The organism is Arthrobacter sp. S2(2024), assembly GCF_036662515.1.
Taxonomy (GTDB): Bacteria; Actinomycetota; Actinomycetes; order Actinomycetales; family Micrococcaceae; genus Arthrobacter.
Window position 1 is genome coordinate 539,723 of sequence record NZ_JAYKZI010000001.1, and the last position, 18,922, is coordinate 558,644.

Here is an 18,922-nt window from a genome sequence, read left to right on the forward strand (position 1 = left end):
AACTCGCATTTGTTGTCGTTATGAGGGCCCAAAACGACATCTACTGCGAGTCAGTTGGGTGGGAGAGGTCAGCGGGTGGCGACTAGTTGGAGGGGAAGTTGTAGGAGGCGCCGGAGGCGTGGGTGGGTTCGGGCCAGCGGGAGGTGATGACCTTGCCGCGGGTGTAGAAGGAGACGCCTTCGGGTCCGTAGATGTGCTTGTCGCCGAAGAGCGAGGCTTTCCAGCCGCCGAAGGAGTGGTAGGCCACGGGTACCGGCAGGGGCACGTTGATGCCGACCATGCCCACGGTGACGGAGCGCTGGAACTTGCGGGCGTTCGCGCCAGAGGAGGTGAAGATCGCGGTGCCGTTGCCGTAGGGGTTGGAGTTGATCAGCTTGATGCCTTCATCGAGGTCCTCGACGCGGACGACGACGAGGACGGGTCCGAAGATTTCCTCCGTGTATGCGGTCATTTCGGCCGTGACGTGGTCGATCACGGTGGGGCCGACCCAGAAGCCTTCTTCATGGCCGGGGACCACCAAATCGCGGCCGTCCACGACCATCGCCGCGCCCGCGGCTTCGGCTTCGGTGACGATCCGCACGATGCGTTCCTTGGAAGCCGGGGTGATGACCGGGCCCATTTCGGCGTCGGGCTCGGTGCCGTTCTTGACCTTCACGGCCAGCGCGCGTTCTTCGACCTTCTTGACCAGCAGCTCCGCGGCGTCCCCGACGGCGACGGCGACGGAGATGGCCATGCAGCGTTCCCCGGCGGAACCGAACGCGGCGGCGGCGAGGTGGTCCGCGGCGTTGTCCAGGTCGGCGTCGGGCATGATGATCGCGTGGTTCTTCGCCCCGCCCAGGGCCTGGACCCGCTTGCCATGCTTGGTGGCGGTTTCGTGGACGTACTTCGCGATCGGGGTGGAGCCGACGAAGGAGATCCCGTCCACGTCCGGGTGGGTCAGCAGCCCGTCGACGGTTTCCTTGTCCCCGTGCAGGACCTGGAACACACCGTCGGGCAGCCCGGCCTGCTTCCACAGCTTCGCCAGCAGCATCGAGGCGGAGGGATCCCGCTCCGAGGGCTTGAGGATGAACGCGTTGCCGGTGGCGATCGCCATCGGCGCCATCCAGAGCGGCACCATGACGGGGAAGTTGAACGGGGTGATGCCGGCGACGACGCCGAGCGGTTCGCGGAAGGAGAACACGTCGATGCCGGTGGAGACCTGGTCCGAGTAGTCGCCCTTGAGCAGGGTCGGGATACCGCAGGCGAACTCGATCACTTCGAGGCCCCGGCCGATCTCGCCCTTGGCATCGGAGATGACCTTGCCGTGCTCGGCCGTGACCAGGGCGGCGAGCTCGTCCACGTGGGCAGCGACGAGTTCGCGGAACGTGAACAGCACGGCCGTGCGCTTGGCCAGGGAGAAATCGCCCCACTTCTCCGCCGCGGTCTTGGCTGCGGCAACGGTGGCGTCCAGGTCCGCCCGGTTCGCGAGCCGAAGCTGGGCGGTCACGGCCCCGGTGGCCGGGTTGTAGACCGGCTGGCTGCGGTCGCCGGCCCCGGCGGTTTCAACACCGTTGATGAAATGCTTGATGGTGGTCAGGGTGGTCGTCGTCGACATGTGCGGACTTCCTTGTCTGGTGCTTGAAGAGAGCTTGAGGGGGTCTAGCCGAGCAGCTTGCGCTGGCGGTTCTTGTGGTCTGTGTACGTCTGGTAGGCATGCTGGGTGGATTCGAGTTCGGAGACCTGCGAAACGGGAACGTCCCACCAGGATTCGGAGCTCGGCGCGTCCAGCAGGGGGTCCGATTCGACGTGGATGACGATCGGTCCGGTGTCTTCCGGTGCCGCTTTCGCGTCGTGGATGGCTTGTTCCAGTTCGGCGATGACCTTCTCCCCCGGTTCGATCCGGATGACTTTCGCGCCGAGGGACTCGGCGTTGAGGGCCAGGTCGATGGGCAGGTTCTCGCCGGCGTCGAAGGAGTGTTGTTCCCTGTCCAGGACGCGGTACTGGGTGCCGAAGCGCTGCGAGCCCAGCGACTCGGAAAGCGAGCCGATCGAGGCGTAGCCGTGGTTCTGGATAAGGACCACGATCAGTTTGATGCGTTCGGCGACGGCGGTGACCAGTTCGGTGTGCATCATCAGGTAGGAGCCGTCCCCCACCATGACCACGACGTCGCGATCCTTGCCGCCTGCAGCGGCCTCGGCCAGGGCCGCGCGCTTGACGCCCAAGCCGCCGGGGATCTCGTAACCCATGCACGAGTAGGCATATTCGACGTGGTAACCGAACGGATCCCGGACACGCCACATCTTGTGCAGGTCGCCCGGCAGGGAGCCGGCGGCGCAGATGACGACGTCCTGCTCATCCATGGCCCGGTTGGTGGCGCCGATGATCTCGTTCTGGGCCGGCAGCGGGGTGTGCCGGGTATCGAAGGCTTCATCCACGATGCCGTTCCAGCGCTTCTTCTCGGCCGCGATCGTTTGCTCGAGGTCCGCGCCGACACGGTAGCCGCCGAGGGCTGCGTTGAGCTTGACGAGGGCCTTGCGGGCATCGGCGACGATCGGCAGTACGGTGCCGTGCTTGTACGCGTCGATCGCGGCCACGTTGATGTTGACGAACTTCACGTCGGGGTTCTGGAAAGCAGTGCGCGACGCCGTCGTGAAGTCCTCGTAACGGGTACCGATGCCGATGATCAAGTCAGCTTCGGCCGCGAGGGCGTTCGCCGCCGTCGTGCCCGTGGAGCCGATGGCTCCGAGCGAGAACTTGTGGTCCCACGGAAGGACGCCGACGCCGGCCTGGGTGTTGCCCACCGGGATTCCGGTCAGTTCGGCGAACGTGGCGAGTTCCTCGTTGGCGAAGGCGTACAGGACGCCGCCGCCGGCAATGATCAAAGGGCGCTTCGCGGCACGGATGGCCTCGGCGGCGCGGCGGATGTCGTCGTCGTCGGCCTCGGGGCGGCGGATCCGCCACTCACGCTCGGCGAGGAATTCCTCCGGGACATCCAAGGCTTCGGCCTGGACGTCCTGCGGCAGCGAAATGGTGACCGCGCCGGTCTCGGCCGGGTCCGTCAGGACGCGCAGGCCGTGGTGGAAGGCCGAGAACAACTGCTCGGGCCGGGACACCCGGTCGAAGAACTTGGACAGCGGACGGAAGGCGTCATTGACCGTGATGTCGTAGGCGTACGGCAGCTCGAGCTGCTGCAGCACCGGGTCCGCGGCCCGGGTGGCGAAGGTGTCGGACGGCAGCAGCAGGACAGGCAGCCGGTTGGTGGTGGCCAGCGCCGCGCCGGTCAAAAGGTTCGAGGAACCCGGGCCGATCGAGGTGCTGATCGCGAACGTCTGGCGGCGGCGGGTGTGCCGGGCGTAGCCGACAGCCTGGTGCGCCTGGGCCTGCTCGTTGCGGCCCTGGTAATACGGCATGATGCTCGGATCGAGCTGCTGGTACTGCTTGAGGGCCTGCCCCACACCGGCGACGTTGCCGTGTCCGAAGATCCCGAAGGTGCCCGGGATCAGGCGTTCCCGGTACTCGCTCCCGCCGACGGTGTCCACCGTGTACTGCTTGGACAGGAACTCGACAACCGCCTGGGCGACCGTCATTCTGCGCGTTGACATTACTCTTACTCCGATACTTTCGCGGGTGTCTTCAGCAGCTCTGGCGTCTTCAAGAGCGAGGCGGCGGTGGCAACGGCCCCGGCCACGTCCCCGTCGGCCGGATACAAAAGGGTCCGTCCCACAGTCAATCCCTGGACTCCCGGCAGGGCAAGGGCGGCCTGCCAGCTGGCGAAGACCTCGTCCTGGCCCGCATCCGGGTCCCCACCCAACAGGACCGTGGGCAGCGTGGTGGCCGCCATGACCCGTTCCATCTCGTCCACGACGGGAAGCTTCATCCACGTGTAGGCGCTCGTGGAACCGAGACCCTCGGCAATGGCGATCGACTTGATCACGGCATCCGGGGAAAGGTCGTTGCGGACCCTGCCGTTCGCCTCCCGGACAGACAGGAACGGCTCCACCATGGCGATCAGCTTGCGCGCGGCGAGGGAGTCCACCGCCTTGGCCGTGGCTTCCAGGATGTTGGCGGTGTCCGGATCCCCGAGGCAGATCCGGGTCAGCATCTTCCCGCCGTCGGCGCCCAGGGCGTCCAGGGCCGCTGCGGTATGGCCCGTGAAACGGTCGTCGATTTCGTTGACCAGTCCGGCCAGCCCGCCTCGGTTCATCGAACCGAAGACAAGCTTGCCCTCAAGTGCCCCCAGCAGGAGCAGGTCGTCCATGATGTCCGGGCTCGCGAGCACACCGTCGACGGCGGGATTCGCCAAAGCGATCTGCAAGCGGTCCAGTAGTTCCCGGCGGTCAGCCATGGCCACCGGGTCCGAGCCGACGGAGAGGGCGCCGCGGGCCGGGTGGTCGGCCGCGACGATGAAGTTCTGGGTCCCGTACTTCAGCCCCGGGTGGCGGCGACGTGCGGCGGCGGCGCGGGCAACGGCGTCGGGATCTTCAAGCCGGATGGCACTCAGGTGCTCGTAACGGCGGGGGTCGTCATTGAAGCTCAACGTGTTGCTCCTTCGGAAACTGGCGCGTGGGAAGCTGCTGCGTCGGTGCCGGCGGGCGTCAGGCGGCCGCGTTCGGCGAGCAACGAGGTGACCTCCTCCGGCGTCGGCATCGCGTCCGCGCACGAGAGGCGTGAGGCGACAATCGCGCCGGCGGCGTTCGCGTAGTCCAGGACCTGGGCCAAAGGCCAGCCGGACAACAATCCGTGGCAGAAGGCCCCGCCGAAGGAGTCGCCCGCGCCCAGGCCGTTGACGGTCTCCACCGGGACCGGCGCGGAAACGACGCGTTCGGTACGGGTCTTGGCCATGACGCCTTCGGGGCCGAGCTTGACGACCGCGATCTCGACGCCGGCCGCGAGGAGGCGATCAGCCTGCTCGTCCGGGGTTCCTTCACCTACGGCGACAGCGCATTCCTTGTCATTGCCGATGGCCACCGTGACGTGCGGCAGGATCTTGGCGACCTCGGCCCGGGCCTCGTCCTCGGAAGCCCAGAACATCGGCCGGTAGTCCAGGTCCAGGATGGTGTATTGGCCCTCTTTGAGTCCGGTGCGGGGGCGCGCTTCGTGGGCCGCGAGGTGGGCCGAGCGGCTCGGTTCCTGGCAGAGACCGGTCACGGTGGACCAGAAGATGCCGGCGTCCTTGATGGCCTCCAGGTCCAGTTCCTCGGCCTTGATCTGCAGGTCCGGCGCCGTCGGGAAACGGCCGTAGAAGTAGAGCGGGAAATCGTGCGGAGGCTGGATCGCGCAGAACGTGGCCGGGGTCTGAAGGCCCGGCACCGGGGTGACGAACACGTCGTCGACCTTGAACTTGCGCAGTTCGCGGTGCAGGTAAATGCCGAAGGGGTCATCACCGGTGCGCGTAATCACGCCGGAACAGCGGCCGTGGCGGGCAGCGGCAACAGCCACGTTGGAGGGCGAGCCGCCAAGATACTTGCCGAAGGACTGCACATCCTCCAGTCCCACACCGATGTCGTTCGGGTAGATATCAACGCTGATGCGCCCGATGGTGAGCAGTTCGTGGGTCACGGTGATCGCGGACCTTTCTGTAGTGAACTCTTCTTGCGGGACGGTGAGAGCTCCAGTGCTTTTGCCGGCCCGCAGTGAGCGGGGCCACAACCACTACTTTGCACCAGAATTCATGTCCTGTCAAAGGTTTGTACTGACATATTTACAACGAAACGTAATGGCCTAAATTACGCGGTAATGTGGGCTTGAGTCCGCTCCAAAACACTGAGTTACCGCGCGGGAACGGCAAGTTCGCCGGTGACATACTGGGCCCTGCCGAAGCCAAAGGACCAGTCATCGGCAGTGTTTTCGACGTACCCCAGGAAGACATCCTCCCCAGGGACGCCGATCTCGCCGAGCTGGGCGGCGATGGCAGCGAACAAGGACTGCTTGGCTTCGCGACTTCGACCGACCTGGGTGAAGATCTGGATCATGACCACGCCGGAACTTCGCTCGAAGCCGAGTCCGGCATCCTGCGCAACGATCTGACCCACGGGATGCTCGGTGATGATGTGGAAGTAGTCGCGCTCGGGGATGCCGTACTCGGCGAGGATGGCGTCGTGGATTCGCTTACTGAGTTCACCGAGCTGCTCCGGCGTACGGCCTTCGTTGACGTCAATGCGGACGAGGGGCATCTGCTCTCCTTCGATAGTTTGTCCTGACATACTAACAAACTATCGAATCGCGCCACAAGCTCTAGCGACAATGACGCCCCTCCCCACCGACCCGCCCGGACCCCAACGGTTAAACAACGACGGCGCCCGTCACCTTCACGTGGAAGGTGACGGGCGCCGCCGTACTTCAATCGCGCGGAAACCCTGCGCGGGGCATTGCTAGAGGGCTGCGAAGACCTCGCGGAGGAGCTTGGCGGTCTCGGACGGCGTCTTGCCGACCTTCACGCCTGCAGCTTCGAGAGCTTCCTTCTTGGCCTGTGCCGTACCCGCGGAGCCGGAGACGATGGCGCCTGCGTGGCCCATGGTCTTGCCCTCGGGGGCGGTGAAGCCTGCAACGTAGCCGACAACCGGCTTGGTGACGTTTGCCTTGATGAAGTCGGCTGCGCGCTCTTCGGCGTCGCCACCGATTTCGCCGATCATGACGATTGCCTTGGTCTCCGGGTCAGCCTCGAACGCGGCCAGGGCGTCGATGTGGGTGGTGCCGATGACGGGGTCGCCACCGATGCCGATCGCGGTGGAGAAACCGAGGTCACGCAGTTCGTACATCATCTGGTAGGTCAAGGTACCGGACTTGGAGACCAAGCCGATGGGGCCCTTGCCCGTGATGTTTGCCGGGGTGATGCCAACCAGGGCTTCGCCCGGGGTGATGATGCCGGGGCAGTTCGGGCCGATGATGCGGGTGATCTGCTTGCCGTCAGCGTCCACCGTGGCCTGGGCGAGTGCCCAGAACTCGGCGGAGTCCTGAACCGGCACGCCTTCGGTGATGACAACAACCAGGCCGATTCCTGCTTCGATGGCTTCAACTACGGCGGCCTTGGTGAATGCCGGCGGAACGAAGACGATCGAGACGTCGGCGCCGGTCTCCGCAATGGCTTCCTTGACGGTGCCGAAGACGGTGATTTCCTTGTTGCCGTGCAGCACCGTGGTGCCGGCCTTGCGGGCGTTGACGCCGCCGACGATGTTGGTGCCGGCCTTGAGCATCAGGGCGGTGTGCTTGGTGCCTTCGCCGCCGGTGATGCCCTGGACGATGACCTTGGAGTCCTTGTTGAGGTAGATAGACATAGTCTTGCGTCCCTTTACTTAGCTGCGTTGGCGAGCTCGGCGGCCTTGTCGGCGCCCTCGTCCATGGTGGCTGCCAGGGTAACCAGCGGGTGGTTGGCCTCGGCCAGGATGCGGCGGCCCTCTTCGACGTTGTTGCCATCGAGGCGGACAACCAGCGGCTTGTTGGCGTTGGAGCCAAGCTCGGCCAGTGCACCGACGATGCCCTTTGCCACAGCGTCGCACGCGGTGATGCCACCGAAGACGTTCACGAATACGCTCTTGACCTGCTCGTCACCAAGGATGACGTCCAGGCCAGCGGCCATGACCTCAGCGGAAGCTCCACCGCCGATGTCCAGGAAGTTGGCCGGCTTGACGTTGCCGTGGTTCTCGCCTGCGTAAGCGACGACGTCGAGGGTGGACATCACAAGACCGGCGCCGTTGCCGATGATGCCGACCGAGCCGTCAAGCTTCACGTAGTTGAGGTCCTGAGCCTTGGCCTTGGCCTCGAGCGGGTCGGCTGCGTCCTTGTCCTCAAGTTCGCCGTGGTGAACGTGGCGGAAGCCGGCGTTCTCGTCGAGCGAGACCTTGCCGTCAAGGGCAACGATGTCGCCAGCGCCGGTCTTGACCAAGGGGTTCACCTCGACAAGGGTTGCATCTTCCTTCTTGAAGACGTCCCAGAGCTTCAGGATGACGGAAGCAACCTTGCCACGCAGTTCTTCGGAGAAACCGGCAGCGGCGACGATTTCGTCGGCCTTGGCCTGGTCGATACCGACGGCGGGATCGATGGCGACCTTGGCGAGAGCCTCGGGGCGCTCAACAGCAAGCTGCTCGATTTCCATGCCGCCTTCAACCGAGCACATGGCCAGGTAGTTGCGGTTGGCCCGGTCCAGCAGGACGGAGAAGTAGTATTCCTCAGCAATGTCGGCGCCCTGGGCGATCATGACCTTGTTGACGGTGTGGCCCTTGATGTCCATGCCAAGGATGTTGGTGGCGTGTTCAAGCGCTTCGTCAGCGGACTTTGCGACCTTGACACCGCCGGCCTTGCCACGGCCACCGACCTTTACCTGCGCCTTGACGACGGTTACGCCGCCGATGCTCTCGGCAGCAGCCTTTGCTTCTTCAGGAGTGTGCGCCACGATGCCGGCGAGCACGGGTACACCGTGCGCTTCGAACATATCGCGCGCCTGATATTCAAACAGGTCCACGGTTTAGTGTCCTTCTACGTCGAAGTAGTTTCTGTACAGCCGGAAACCACGGTGACCGCGAAAACCGGCTGCGGATAGGTGCGCATCGAACGGCTGCCAAGCAGCCGGTCACATTGCGCAAGTTCCTCTCGAACTTTAGCCCCCCGGGGAGGCCAGCCGGTTCTACAGTACCTGTTAAGTGAGTAAGCACACACTTCTATCGACCGTAGAAAAACCCCTATATGACGCGGTTTTCCGGCTTCAAGAGCCGCTACGAATCCAGTTTGGTCAGCGGCGCGTAACGCAAGAGCAGCCGTTTCTCGCCGACGTCGAACTTCACCTTCGCCACGGTCTTGTCCCCGGCGCCTTCGACGCCGATCACGGTGCCGTTGCCGAAGCTCGTGTGGTTCACTTTGTCCCCCACGACGACGGCGACCACTTCCTTTTGCGGCTGGACACGGTTGCGTACGACGGCGGCCGGCACGTCCGCGTTGAAGCCCGCCGTATCGCTGGCTGCGGCCCCGCCCGAGGTTCCGGCACCCCAGAAGGAGCCCCCGTAACGCCCGGAACCGATGGGGGCGTTCCCCCAGCCGCTCACTTGGCGGGAGGTGCCCTCGCGTTTCCACTCCACGAGACCGGTAGGGATCTCCTCGAGGAACTGGCTGGCAGGGTTGTATTGGCTCTGGCCCCACATGCTGCGAACTTCCGAGCGGGTCACGTAAAGGCGCTTCCGTGCACGGGTGAGGCCCACATAGGCCAGGCGACGCTCTTCCGCCAGTTCCTTGGGATCGGTTGCGGACCGCTGATGCGGGAAAAGTCCGTGTTCCATACCGGTCAGGAAGACAACGGGGAATTCCAAGCCCTTGGCCGTGTGGAGCGTCATGAGCGTGACGACGCCCATCCGCTTGGCCTCTGCGACGGCGGCGGCTGCGTCCTCGGAGGATCCTTCGGGAGCGTCCGGGATCTGGTCGGCGTCGGCTACGAGGGAGACTTGCTCCAGGAATTCACCCAGTGAGCCTTCGGGGTTGTCGCGCTCGTATTCCCGCACCACCGCCACCAGTTCGGCGAGGTTTTCCACGCGGGATTCGTCCTGCGGATCGGTGCTGGCGCGGAGCCCGGCAAGGTACCCGGTCTGTTCCAGTACTGCTTCCAAAGCTGCCGCAGCCCCGGAACCCGAAGCCACTTCGGCCAGGTCATCCAGGAGTTTCACAAAGCCTAGGACCGCGTTCACGGAGCGGGTGGCCATGCCGGGAGCCTGGTCCGCCTTGCGCGCCGCAGTCATGAACGACGTGCGTTCGCGCTCGGCGAGCGCCGCGACGGCGCCTTCGGCACGATCACCGATTCCCCGCTTGGGTTCGTTGAGGACGCGACGCAAATTGACGTCGTCGTCCGGGTTCACCAGGACGCGAAGGTACGCGAGGGCGTCCTTGATTTCCTTGCGCTCGTAGAAGCGGGTGCCGCCCACCACTTTGTACGGCAGTCCGACGCGGACCAGGACGTCTTCAATGGAGCGGGACTGGGCGTTGGTGCGGTAGAAAATGGCGACGTCGCCGGGACGCAGGCCTTCCTCGTCCTGGAGCCGGTCAATCTCCTTGGCGATGAACTGGGCTTCGTCGTGCTCGTTCTCGCCTACGTAGCCGATGATCTTCTCGCCGTCGCCCTCGGCCGTCCAGAGTTTCTTGTCCGGGCGGTTGGGGTTTCGCGAAATAACGGAGTTCGCCGCGCTCAGGATGTTCTGGGTGGAGCGGTAGTTCTGCTCCAACTTGATGGTGCGGGCTTCCGGGTAGTCCTTCTCGAATTCGACGATGTTGCGGATGTCCGCACCGCGGAACGCGTAGATGGATTGGTCGGAGTCGCCGACGACGGTCAGCTCGCTCGCCTGGGGACCCTCACCGACGATTTCGCGGACCAATGCGTACTGTGCGTGGTTGGTGTCCTGGTATTCGTCCACGAGGACGTGGCGGAATCGACGGCGGTAGGACTCCGCGAGCGCGGGGAAGGCCCGGAACATGTAGACGGTCTGCGCAATGAGGTCGTCGAAGTCCATGGCGTTGGCCTGGCGTAAGCGCTGGGTGTAGCCCTTGAAGACCTCGGCAACGGCCTGCTCGAAGGGTTCGTTGTAGTTGGCGCTCGAGGCGAACGCGTCGTCGTCAATGAGCTCGTTCTTGAGGGCCGAGATCTTGTGCTGGATCGCTTTGGGCGCGAACTTTTTGGGATCGAGGTCCAGGTTCTTCGCTACGAGCGTGATGAGCCGCAGGGAGTCTGCGGAATCGTAGATGGAGAAGTTGGAGTTCAGCCCCACGTTGGTAGCTTCACGGCGCAGGATACGCACGCAGGAGGAGTGGAACGTCGAGATCCACATGGACTTGGCACGGGCACCCACCAGGGCTTCGATGCGTTCCCGCATTTCCGCGGCCGCCTTGTTGGTGAAGGTGATAGCCAGGATCTCGCCGTGATGGGCCCGCCTGGTGGCGATCAGGTACGCAATGCGGTTCGACAGCACGCGGGTTTTGCCCGAACCGGCCCCGGCCACGATCAGCAAAGGGCTGCCGGCATGTTTGACGGCTTCCTCCTGCTGGGGGTTCAACCCTTCGAGCAACGCCTCCGCAGACGGCAGGCCCGAGTGGCCGCCGTCTTGCCCACCGCCGGGCTTGCCGGCCCAGGACGCACCCCCACCGGGCGCACTACCACCGGGCGCAGCGCCGCTTCCGGCGCGTGAAAGCATGGCCGGAGCGGCCTTGGTGGCAGCTCGGCTTGCCGCTTTGAAGGGGCCATCAGCGTACGGGTCAAACAACATATCCATGGTGTTTACCAGTCTAGGCGGTGGCCCTGACACTGATGGACCCGCATGCCCTTCCCCGGGCTGCGTCAAAAAAGTGTTCGGTCGGAAAATACCGCGGCTCCGAAGTGCCCTCCCAATGATGCTTCTTAGGAGCTACAAGTTCGCTGGCTCGCCGGCTTCCTCTGGAAAGGGTGAATTCAGGTTGCCGCTACGCAGTCCGGCCTTGAGGTGGACCACCGGAATTCCCTGGTAGAACGCCGCCAGCCCCGCGGCATGCTGCCCGGTCACTGCTACTGGCGCCTTGTAACGGCCGGTTGCACGCAAGGCCTGGACCAGCGGCGCCATCTTGATGGCCTCCGGACGGGTCCCGTAAACGAGCAGGACAGTGCGGTTGCCAAGGGAGGCGCATCCTCAAGCGAATTGCGGCACCGAGGTGAGCGCCGCACGCAACTCCCGGACCGCCGTCGGGCCCCCCGCGAGGAACCAGTCCAGGCCGTTGACGCGCACGACGTCGGTGTCCCCGCCGGCCGCGCGGACGATCGCCTTGCCGGGGAGCCAGTCCCACTCGGGGCAGCTGTGTTGGAACCAGCAGCCCAGTTCGCCGTCGGCCACCCGGCCGAGATCGCAGGAGCCGGAACCGAACATGCGCAATGAAGCTGCCGACACCGCTGCAGCATGCCAGGGCATGGCGGCTCGGGGATCGGCGAGCCACGTGGGGTGGATGTAGGTCGCGGCACCGAGTTCACGTAGGGCAGCACCCGACGGTCCCGGAATCCGTTCGTCGTTGAGGGTCGCGGGATGCCCTTCGCCGCCGGTCCAAAGCTTGTCGAGCTCCGGTTGATAGATGGCCCCGAGAATAACGTCGGCATCCGAGGCGGTCCCGGGTGATGCCGTGCCCTCGCGTTTCAAGGCGATCGCGGAGCACCAATAGGTGGAGCCGTGCAGGAAATTGTAGGTACCGTCCACGGGATCGATCACCCAGGTGCGGCCGCTTCTTCCAGCCACCGAGCTTCCTTCTTCACCCAGGATGCCGTCGTCGGGGCGGCAACGGCGCAGTTGCTCAAGGACGTAGGCCTCGGCCGCATGGTCCGCGGCGGTCACCACGTCCGAAACCGAGGTCTTCCGTTCCCCTTGCAGGCCGCCCATCCGCATCAGCAGGGCAAGCTGCCCGGCTTCCCGGACCAGGGCGGCAGCGAGTTCGTAGTCGTCGAGCGATGGATCAAGTTCTGTGGCGGAGTGCCTGCCAGTGGTCATGGGTCCAGCTTATGTGGCGGGATAATGAATGACATGGCCAAGACCCCAGCCCAACGCATCAAGAAGCACGGCGCCAATGCCGCTGTCCCCCAGCACCACTTGCCGTCGGTGATCAATCCCACCACCCAGCGGTCGCCCGAGAAGGCCCAGAACAACGGCCGCCTCATAGTGATTGCCGGGGTCGTGGCCAGCCTTTTCCTGTTTTGGTATGTGCACCTGCTGACCCTGAACCAGATGACCCAGTTGTCCGGCGGCATGGCCATGCCCGATTCCCTCATCGGCGGGTTCTCCACCGATTACGTCCACCAATTGCATGGCGCCATGACGGACGACGCCCGCGGACAGCTCAGCTACATCCACAAGACCGCCGGAACCCTGTCTCCGCTGATCTTCGGTTTCACGTGGCTTCTGCTCATCGGCACCAATGTGGCCGGAAAGGCACTGCGCTGGACGCTGTGGGCTGCTCCCCTGCTGTTCGCCGTGGTCCGTTTGTGGAGCAACGTGGCGGTCGACGCCGCGCTGGGATCGGCAACGCCCGACGCCGGCCAGGTGGCTTTGGCTTCCACGCTCACCGTTGTGGGCTGGGTACTGTTCCTGCTGAGCCTTGCGGCCGGCGGCGCGGCTGTGTTTGTGGGGCGGCGGCGTTCGAAGAGCGCCTAGCAGAAGCGCCGAACGCAGCCAACGCCCGCACGCGCTAACCCGGCCCAGAATCGGGCCTCCGAATCAGGCCCCCGGCTCAAGCATCTCCCGGGCTTGGAGGGCACGCTGGTGGGCGCCGGCTTTCTCGAAGCGATCGGCCGCTTCGACCAGGCTTTCTTTCGCCGCCTGCTTGTTCCCGGTACCGGCTTGGGCCCGCGCCATCAAGAGGAATACCTCGCCTGCCATCTGCGCGGGCAGTTGGTCAGCGCTGCGACTGATTTCGTTCAGCAGCTCAAGCGCCGCCCCGGCGTCTCCTGCCAGGTAGTTCCAATGCGCGCGGTTGAGGCGAAGCAGGAGAATTTCCTCTTCGCTGCCGCCGACGACATCCGTGGCAAGCTCCGCCCGTTCAATGCACCGAAGGGTGGCCGCATCGGCCACTTCAGCGGCCAGCCTCATCGCGGCCGAGGCTTTGTTGAACTTGGCCCAGACATCAAGGTTCCGCGAAGGGGAAAAGGTTTCCGCGGCAAGCTCATGGTAGTGGAGGCCTTCAGCTACCTTGTCGCAGAGGAACGCCACATTCCCGATGACCCAGTACGCCTTGCCGGCCAACTGGTCATCCATTTCATCAGAAATTCTCGCCGAGAGGGACAGGCACTCCTCCCACGCCTCCTCCAGTTTGCCGGACTCGCCAAACGCGGCGATCAGTGCCTGCCGCGCATGGACGTCGATTTCCATGTCTGCGTCATCATCGACCAGTCCAACTGCCGACGCCGCAGCCGAGGTGGCCATCTCCAACAGCCCTTCACCCCGAAGGGAGTTCGCCATCAAGATGAGTGCCCGGGCCCGGTGCTGGGGTGAGGCCTCGGCCAACGATGCCTCGGAAAGGGATCTCGCCAGCGCAGTGCTGGCAGCGAAATCACCTGCGTCGAGAAGATTCTCTGCTTGAAGGAAAGTCATGTTCCACCATCCGGCGGAATCGCCCTCATCGAGGGCAATATCGGCGGCCGAGCGCGCACCATCGGCAGCCTTGGCGAAGTCATGGCTGGCCCGGTGACCCCTCGCTTGCAGTTCCGCAGCGGCGTACGACGGCGCAACCTTCTTTTCTCCCATGGCTCCATTATGTCCCTGAGACACTCCGCCCATGATTCGGGCGAGCGTTTAGCATGTTTCTCCACCGTCCGGACGGACACTGATGACACGGCGTGTCGTTACTCTTATAATGAGCGTGCTTCACTTCGTTCACTCCAGTCGCATCAGTCACATATCATCAGGAGCTTTCGCATGAAAAGAACTCTCGCCGCGCTCCTCGCGGCAGCAGCAATCTTGCTCGCAGGAATTACCGGCTCGGCAGCTGTGTCCGCCAGCAGCCAGAGCCCCTCACAGGATTCGTCCATAGCCACGGGCTGGTGGCCGAACTTCGCACAGAACTCGGCGGAGGCTACCGGCTGGTGGCCCAACTTCGCACAGGATTCGGCCCAGGCCACCGGCTGGTGGCCCAACGCCACCACCCAGAACTCGGCAGAGGCCACTGGCTGGTGGCCGAACTCCACCACTCAGGGTTCGCCTCAGGCGACTGGCTGGTGGCCGAACTCCGCCACCAACTCCACTCCCTCCAACTAGCAATACCTGAAAGGCACCGGACCTAAGGTCCGGTGCCTTTCCGCTGCCCGTCTTCCGTTGCCGGGAGGAGGCATGCTCAGGTGCCTCGCAACAGTTCCGCGAATTTATCCGCCGCCATGGGCCGGCCAAAGTAATACCCTTGGCCACTCGCGCAGCCCAGGCGGGCAAGCTCAGCCGCCTGCTCCGCCGTTTCGATACCCTCGGCAACAGCCTGCATCCCGCAGGCGTGAATGAGCTGGAGAACAGCCGCCACAAAGGCCCGCTCCTTGTCGTCCGTGCCCAGCCCTTGGATGAGGGAGCGGTCAATCTTGACCACGTTGACGGGAAGGCTGCGCAGGTAGCTGATGGACGAATAGCCAGTCCCGAAGTCGTCGATTTCCAGCCGGATACCGAGTCGCCGGAGGCCGGTCAGAGAGTATTTGTCGATGTCGCTTCCGTTCACGGCCATTGACTCCGTGAGCTCGATGACCAGCTTGGATGCCTCCACCCCGGTTTCGGCGAGCACTTCCCGCACATGCTCGATCAATTCCAGGCTTTGCAATTCGGTGGTGGAAATATTGACCCGCATGCTGAAGTCTTCGTCCATGCCCGGACCGTCCTGCCACTCGCGCAATTGCTGCATCGCCCGCCGGAGAACCCAATAGCCAAGATCGATGATGATGCCGGTTTCCTCGGCCAACGGGATGAATGCATCCGGCATCAACAATCCCCTATCGGGGTGGTTCCACCGCACCAGCGCTTCGGCGCCTTCAATCCGCCCCGAGGCCAACTCGACAACAGGCTGGAAATGGAGGACCAGCTGATCTGTCCGGATGGCTTCACGCAGTTCCGAGATCATGAGTCCCTGGAGCCGGCGCGCGTACAACAAAGCCGGTTCGAAAACCCTGACGCTGCTCCCCTGCTCGGCCTTTGCCGCATACATGGCCGTGTCGGCTTCCATGACGAGGTCGTCCACGGACTGCCCTGGTTCGGCGACCCGGAGCCCGATGCTCGTTCCACAGATGATCCGGACTTCGCCGATGTCGATGCTCTCACCCACGGCCCGAAGGATCCGCTTGGCAACGCCACGCGCATGCGCCGCATTGGATTTGGGCAGCATCACGGCAAATTCGTCCCCGCCGAGCCTCGCCACCATGTCAGTGTCGCGGACCGCTGCGAGCAAGCGCCTGGCGGTAACCTTCAAGACGGTATCCCCGGCGCCATGCCCCAGAGTGTCGTTGATCCCCTTGAATGAGTTCAAGTCCAAAACGAGCAACGCGGGCGGGAGCTCACCCCGCTCGGATTCGACGAGTTCATGGTTCAGCGCCCTTTCGAGTGCCGTGCGATTCGCCAACTGGGTCAGCGGATCAGTGAGCGCCATCCTTTCGAGTTCGATCTGGGCCTCGCGCAGCATGGCAGTCCGGCTTTCGACCCGCTCCTCGAGCTCCTGGTAAATGGCTTGAAGATCGTCGGCCATGAGGTTGATCCCGGTGATGACTGCAGCCACTTCGTCCCGCGGGCCGGAGACCGGGATCCTCGTGCTGAGGTCTCCGTCCGCGATCCGGACCACCCCTTCAACGAGGGCAAGCAGCCGCGGGTCCTGGGGCTCATGATTCACGGTGGTGCTCTCTCAACCAGTCACGGGCTTCCGCCTCGGACGTGAAGAACCGTCCCGGAAGGGAGCCTGGCTTCGCGCGAAGGAGAAAGTGTGCAATCACCCGGTCCACCGGGCTCTCCCCCAAGAGGGCGCAGGCCGAAATAGCCACGGAATTCGTGTAGGTCAGGCGCGCGTCGTCGGTGACGGACAGTACTCCGGTCACCCTGAGCAGAAGCGGGAGCCGCCGTCCGTCCGCAAACATACGAACAGCCGCCGCGGCCGCCTGGGCTTCGGGTGAGCGGACCACGCTGTTCGGTGGCAGGGTGACCTCGATAATGCCGTCCTCCGCCAAGTCAACGGTGATCTGATCGGCAGGGACCATCACGTCTTCAGGCGAAGCATCCAGGGCATCATCGGGAATCCGCGAATCCCGGGCGGGGAGTGTCTGGGAGCTCATCGCCGCGCCACCTGCCGCCGTCGGGCGATCGGCCCGCGGAGGTCCCGAAGGCCATTACCCGAGGGGTGGGATGCTGCCTTTATGGGGGATGTATCGCCTGCGTGTCCCGGACGACGCAGAACAAGCTGATGAGTCATGGGTCCTATGTTCTGCCGTGTCGGTCAATCTAATCTGCGCCAAGACTGCATGGAACCCTCAGCCCGGCGCCATTCCGGTGAGTGCACTCATGATAATGCAAAGATTGCCCACCCGCTGACATGAGGCTACCCGCGAAAACTCATCGTTTCGCAAGCCGCGCCGCCGTTCGCCGTACTTCCCGGACCCGTTGCGCCACCACAAGTCCCGCGGCGGAAAATCCGATCGTGACCGGATAGGCCATCAGTCGTTCCAGGGTTCCCGGTTCGGGGACATCCATCCGTGTCAGGCCGCCGACCACCAAGGCGCCCAGCGTCAACGTCCCGCACGCCAGGATGAACCAGCTCATCGCTGTATGCGGCAGCCAGAGCAGCCCGAGGAGCAACAGTGCGAATGCTCCACCGATAAAGAACATCAGGGCGCCCGCAAGATGGAAGGGTGAACCCAGGTCTTCCGGCACAAACCCAACAACCACAGTTCCCAGCCCGGAGACACCCGCCAGGAACCGGACCGCGACGGCGGTGGGCCGCGCTTTGCGGTAGGCGGCACCCTGCAGGATCCGCACGCCGGGACGGGCCGCAATGCAAAGGAGCGCCGAACTCAGCAGGATCGCCCCGAAAAGCATGCCCAGGCCCTGCACTACGAAGGAGGCATTCATGAGCAGATGCAGGGGCGAACAGACGTCGCGGTGCTCGTAGACCCCGCACTTGAGCGCGCCAAGATCACTGATGAACCCGGTCCGGCGGTCGTAGGGTCCGGGGCCCCGCCAGGCTTCGATCACCGCCGATTCGGCCACGAAATACTGCACCACGCTCAACTGGGCCCAACCGCCGATGTTCGAGCGGATGGTGCCGAGCTCCGGGAGGTGGCCGCCGTGGGCGGCCGCCACGGTCATTTGCTCTCTCATGCGGGCCAGCCTAACGCCAGCACCCGCATGCGGTGCCGCGTGCGCCGCCGCCGGTGTTGCCGGGCAGCGCGTGTTGCCGGCGTCGGTGTTCGAGGGCCGCCCCGGCAGCTTGTATGCTTGTATGCGTGCCCGGCGAGCGGCTCCCAGGAGCTTCCAGCACGCGCACAGGCCCTCGTAGCTCAGTGGATAGAGCACGGCTCTCCTAAAGCCGGTGTCGTTGGTTCGATTCCAATCGAGGGCACTTGAAAGACCAGCTGCGCGAATCGTCTCCGACGCAAGACCTGCGGGCTTACCTGCTGGGCAGCTGGACCGTGGAACGGTCCCTGTGGGACCGGGCGGGCGGCACCCGCGGTACCTTTGCCGGCGTCGTGCGCTATTCGGAAACCCCCGACGGCGGTCTCTTCCTTCGCGAAGACGGCACCATGACCTGGCCCACCCACACCGGCCCCGCCTTCCGCGAATACCTCCTGCGGCCTTCCGACTCCCCCGAAGCCATGGATGTCTACTTCCCTGATGGGAAACCGTTCCACCGCATGAGCTTCCGCGACCACGCCAACCAGGACACCCACTGGTGCGATCCCGATGACTACAAAGTCAATTACCTCTGGGGCGGGCCGGATGCCTTCAGGTACGCCTGGGACGTGCACGGACCAGCCAAGGACTTGCTGCTCGAATCCCGGCTAAGGAGAGAGACATGACCAGCAACAGTCCAGCCAAGGACCTGATAGTCGTCAGCGCGGTCTGCGTGTACGACGACGCCGGACGGCTGCTGACCGTGCGCAAGCGCGGCACGGACAAGTTCATGCACCCCGGCGGCAAGCCCGAGCCAGGTGAAACCGCGGCGGAGACGGCATCCCGCGAGCTGGCCGAGGAAGTCGGAATCGAGATCGACCCGGCCGACCTTGAGGCCTTGGGGAGTTGGCTCGCCGTCGCCGCCAATGAGGCCGCGACTGACATCGAGGCCACCGTCTTCACCGCACCGGGCACGTGGGAAGCCCGCCCTTCGGCCGAGATCGCAGAGATCCGGTGGTTGGATCTCTCTGCTGAACTTCCGGACGATTTGGCTCCGCTCCTGACGGACCACGTCCTGCCCCTGCTCGCGAAAAAGTAGGCCTTCCCGCTCCCGGAAAAGCCA

17 protein-coding genes, 1 tRNA gene and 1 pseudogene are annotated in these 18,922 nt (G+C 64.5%); 5 read left to right on the plus strand and 14 right to left on the minus strand.

Annotation, left to right across the window (positions count from 1 at the left end; all coding sequences use genetic code 11):
• Window positions 1-82 precede the first annotated feature (82 nt).
• The 10 genes and pseudogenes from VLA65_RS02440 to VLA65_RS02485 all read right to left on the minus strand — a co-directional run bounded on the left by VLA65_RS02440 (window position 83) and on the right by VLA65_RS02485 (window position 12,453).
• Window positions 83-1,594: a CoA-acylating methylmalonate-semialdehyde dehydrogenase gene (locus tag VLA65_RS02440; RefSeq protein ID WP_332601696.1), complete on the minus strand. Its 1,512-nt coding sequence runs from the start codon at window positions 1,592-1,594 to the stop codon at window positions 83-85.
• A gap of 44 nt (window positions 1,595-1,638) precedes the next feature.
• On the minus strand, window positions 1,639-3,567 hold the full coding sequence (iolD, locus tag VLA65_RS02445) for a 3D-(3,5/4)-trihydroxycyclohexane-1,2-dione acylhydrolase (decyclizing) (RefSeq protein WP_332601842.1): 1,929 nt from the start codon (window positions 3,565-3,567) through the stop codon (window positions 1,639-1,641).
• A gap of 20 nt (window positions 3,568-3,587) precedes the next feature.
• Window positions 3,588-4,517: a Cgl0159 family (beta/alpha)8-fold protein gene (locus VLA65_RS02450; RefSeq protein WP_306962947.1), complete on the minus strand. Its 930-nt coding sequence runs from the start codon at window positions 4,515-4,517 to the stop codon at window positions 3,588-3,590.
• Entirely contained in the window at window positions 4,514-5,539 is a 1,026-nt protein-coding gene (gene iolC, locus VLA65_RS02455; protein ID WP_284989646.1) for a 5-dehydro-2-deoxygluconokinase, read from the minus strand. Before iolC ends, VLA65_RS02450 begins: the two co-directional genes overlap by 4 nt.
• A 209-nt stretch (window positions 5,540-5,748) precedes the next feature.
• The gene (locus VLA65_RS02460; protein WP_284989732.1) at window positions 5,749-6,153 is read right to left on the minus strand and encodes a tautomerase family protein; all 405 of its coding nucleotides are present in this window, start codon (window positions 6,151-6,153) and stop codon (window positions 5,749-5,751) included.
• A gap of 198 nt (window positions 6,154-6,351) precedes the next feature.
• Complete coding sequence (sucD, locus tag VLA65_RS02465; protein WP_284989645.1) at window positions 6,352-7,254, minus strand: succinate--CoA ligase subunit alpha; 903 nt, start codon at window positions 7,252-7,254, stop codon at window positions 6,352-6,354.
• A 14-nt stretch (window positions 7,255-7,268) separates the two neighbouring features.
• The gene (sucC, locus tag VLA65_RS02470; RefSeq protein ID WP_284989644.1) at window positions 7,269-8,438 is read right to left on the minus strand and encodes an ADP-forming succinate--CoA ligase subunit beta; all 1,170 of its coding nucleotides are present in this window, start codon (window positions 8,436-8,438) and stop codon (window positions 7,269-7,271) included.
• Window positions 8,439-8,688: 250 nt separating this feature from the next.
• Entirely contained in the window at window positions 8,689-11,220 is a 2,532-nt protein-coding gene (gene pcrA, locus VLA65_RS02475; RefSeq protein WP_332601697.1) for a DNA helicase PcrA, read from the minus strand.
• A gap of 153 nt (window positions 11,221-11,373) precedes the next feature.
• A pseudogene (locus tag VLA65_RS02480) lies at window positions 11,374-11,544 on the minus strand (UDP-N-acetylglucosamine 2-epimerase); the annotation flags it as partial.
• 66 nt (window positions 11,545-11,610) lie between these two features.
• Window positions 11,611-12,453 carry an inositol monophosphatase family protein gene (locus VLA65_RS02485; RefSeq protein ID WP_332601698.1) on the minus strand — a complete coding sequence of 281 codons (843 nt, stop codon included), beginning with the start codon at window positions 12,451-12,453 and terminating at the stop codon, window positions 11,611-11,613.
• A gap of 33 nt (window positions 12,454-12,486) precedes the next feature.
• On the opposite strand from VLA65_RS02485, the gene VLA65_RS02490 reads away from it, so the two are divergent.
• A complete protein-coding gene (locus tag VLA65_RS02490; RefSeq protein WP_332601699.1) occupies window positions 12,487-13,113 on the plus strand; it encodes a hypothetical protein in 627 nt (208 codons plus the stop codon).
• Between the two features lie 63 nt (window positions 13,114-13,176).
• Here the strand turns inward: VLA65_RS02490 and VLA65_RS02495 are convergent, their stop codons facing one another.
• Window positions 13,177-14,202 (minus strand): hypothetical protein, encoded by a 1,026-nt coding sequence (locus VLA65_RS02495; RefSeq protein WP_332601700.1) that lies wholly within the window; start codon window positions 14,200-14,202, stop codon window positions 13,177-13,179.
• Window positions 14,203-14,373: 171 nt separating this feature from the next.
• On the opposite strand from VLA65_RS02495, the gene VLA65_RS02500 reads away from it, so the two are divergent.
• On the plus strand, window positions 14,374-14,712 hold the full coding sequence (locus VLA65_RS02500; protein WP_306962957.1) for a hypothetical protein: 339 nt from the start codon (window positions 14,374-14,376) through the stop codon (window positions 14,710-14,712).
• Between the two features lie 76 nt (window positions 14,713-14,788).
• Here the strand turns inward: VLA65_RS02500 and VLA65_RS02505 are convergent, their stop codons facing one another.
• From VLA65_RS02505 to VLA65_RS02515, 3 genes are all read right to left on the minus strand, one after another.
• Window positions 14,789-16,309, minus strand: a complete 1,521-nt coding sequence (locus VLA65_RS02505) for a putative bifunctional diguanylate cyclase/phosphodiesterase (RefSeq protein ID WP_284989638.1) — start codon at window positions 16,307-16,309, stop codon at window positions 14,789-14,791.
• Window positions 16,299-16,745: a DUF7793 family protein gene (locus VLA65_RS02510; protein WP_059388180.1), complete on the minus strand. Its 447-nt coding sequence runs from the start codon at window positions 16,743-16,745 to the stop codon at window positions 16,299-16,301. The genes VLA65_RS02505 and VLA65_RS02510 overlap by 11 nt, the downstream gene beginning before the upstream one ends.
• 277 nt (window positions 16,746-17,022) lie before the next feature.
• Window positions 17,023-17,787 (minus strand): DUF998 domain-containing protein, encoded by a 765-nt coding sequence (locus VLA65_RS02515; protein WP_332601701.1) that lies wholly within the window; start codon window positions 17,785-17,787, stop codon window positions 17,023-17,025.
• 168 nt (window positions 17,788-17,955) lie between these two features.
• Between VLA65_RS02515 and VLA65_RS02520 the strand changes: the two genes are divergently transcribed.
• The 3 genes from VLA65_RS02520 (at window position 17,956) to VLA65_RS02530 (ending at window position 18,898) form a co-directional block, all read left to right on the plus strand.
• Window positions 17,956-18,028 (plus strand) — tRNA-Arg (locus tag VLA65_RS02520).
• A gap of 1 nt (window position 18,029) precedes the next feature.
• Window positions 18,030-18,485, plus strand: a complete 456-nt coding sequence (locus VLA65_RS02525; RefSeq protein WP_332601702.1) for a DUF6314 family protein — start codon at window positions 18,030-18,032, stop codon at window positions 18,483-18,485.
• The gene (locus tag VLA65_RS02530; protein WP_059388181.1) at window positions 18,482-18,898 is read left to right on the plus strand and encodes an NUDIX hydrolase; all 417 of its coding nucleotides are present in this window, start codon (window positions 18,482-18,484) and stop codon (window positions 18,896-18,898) included. The genes VLA65_RS02525 and VLA65_RS02530 overlap by 4 nt, the downstream gene beginning before the upstream one ends.
• Window positions 18,899-18,922 lie beyond the last annotated feature (24 nt).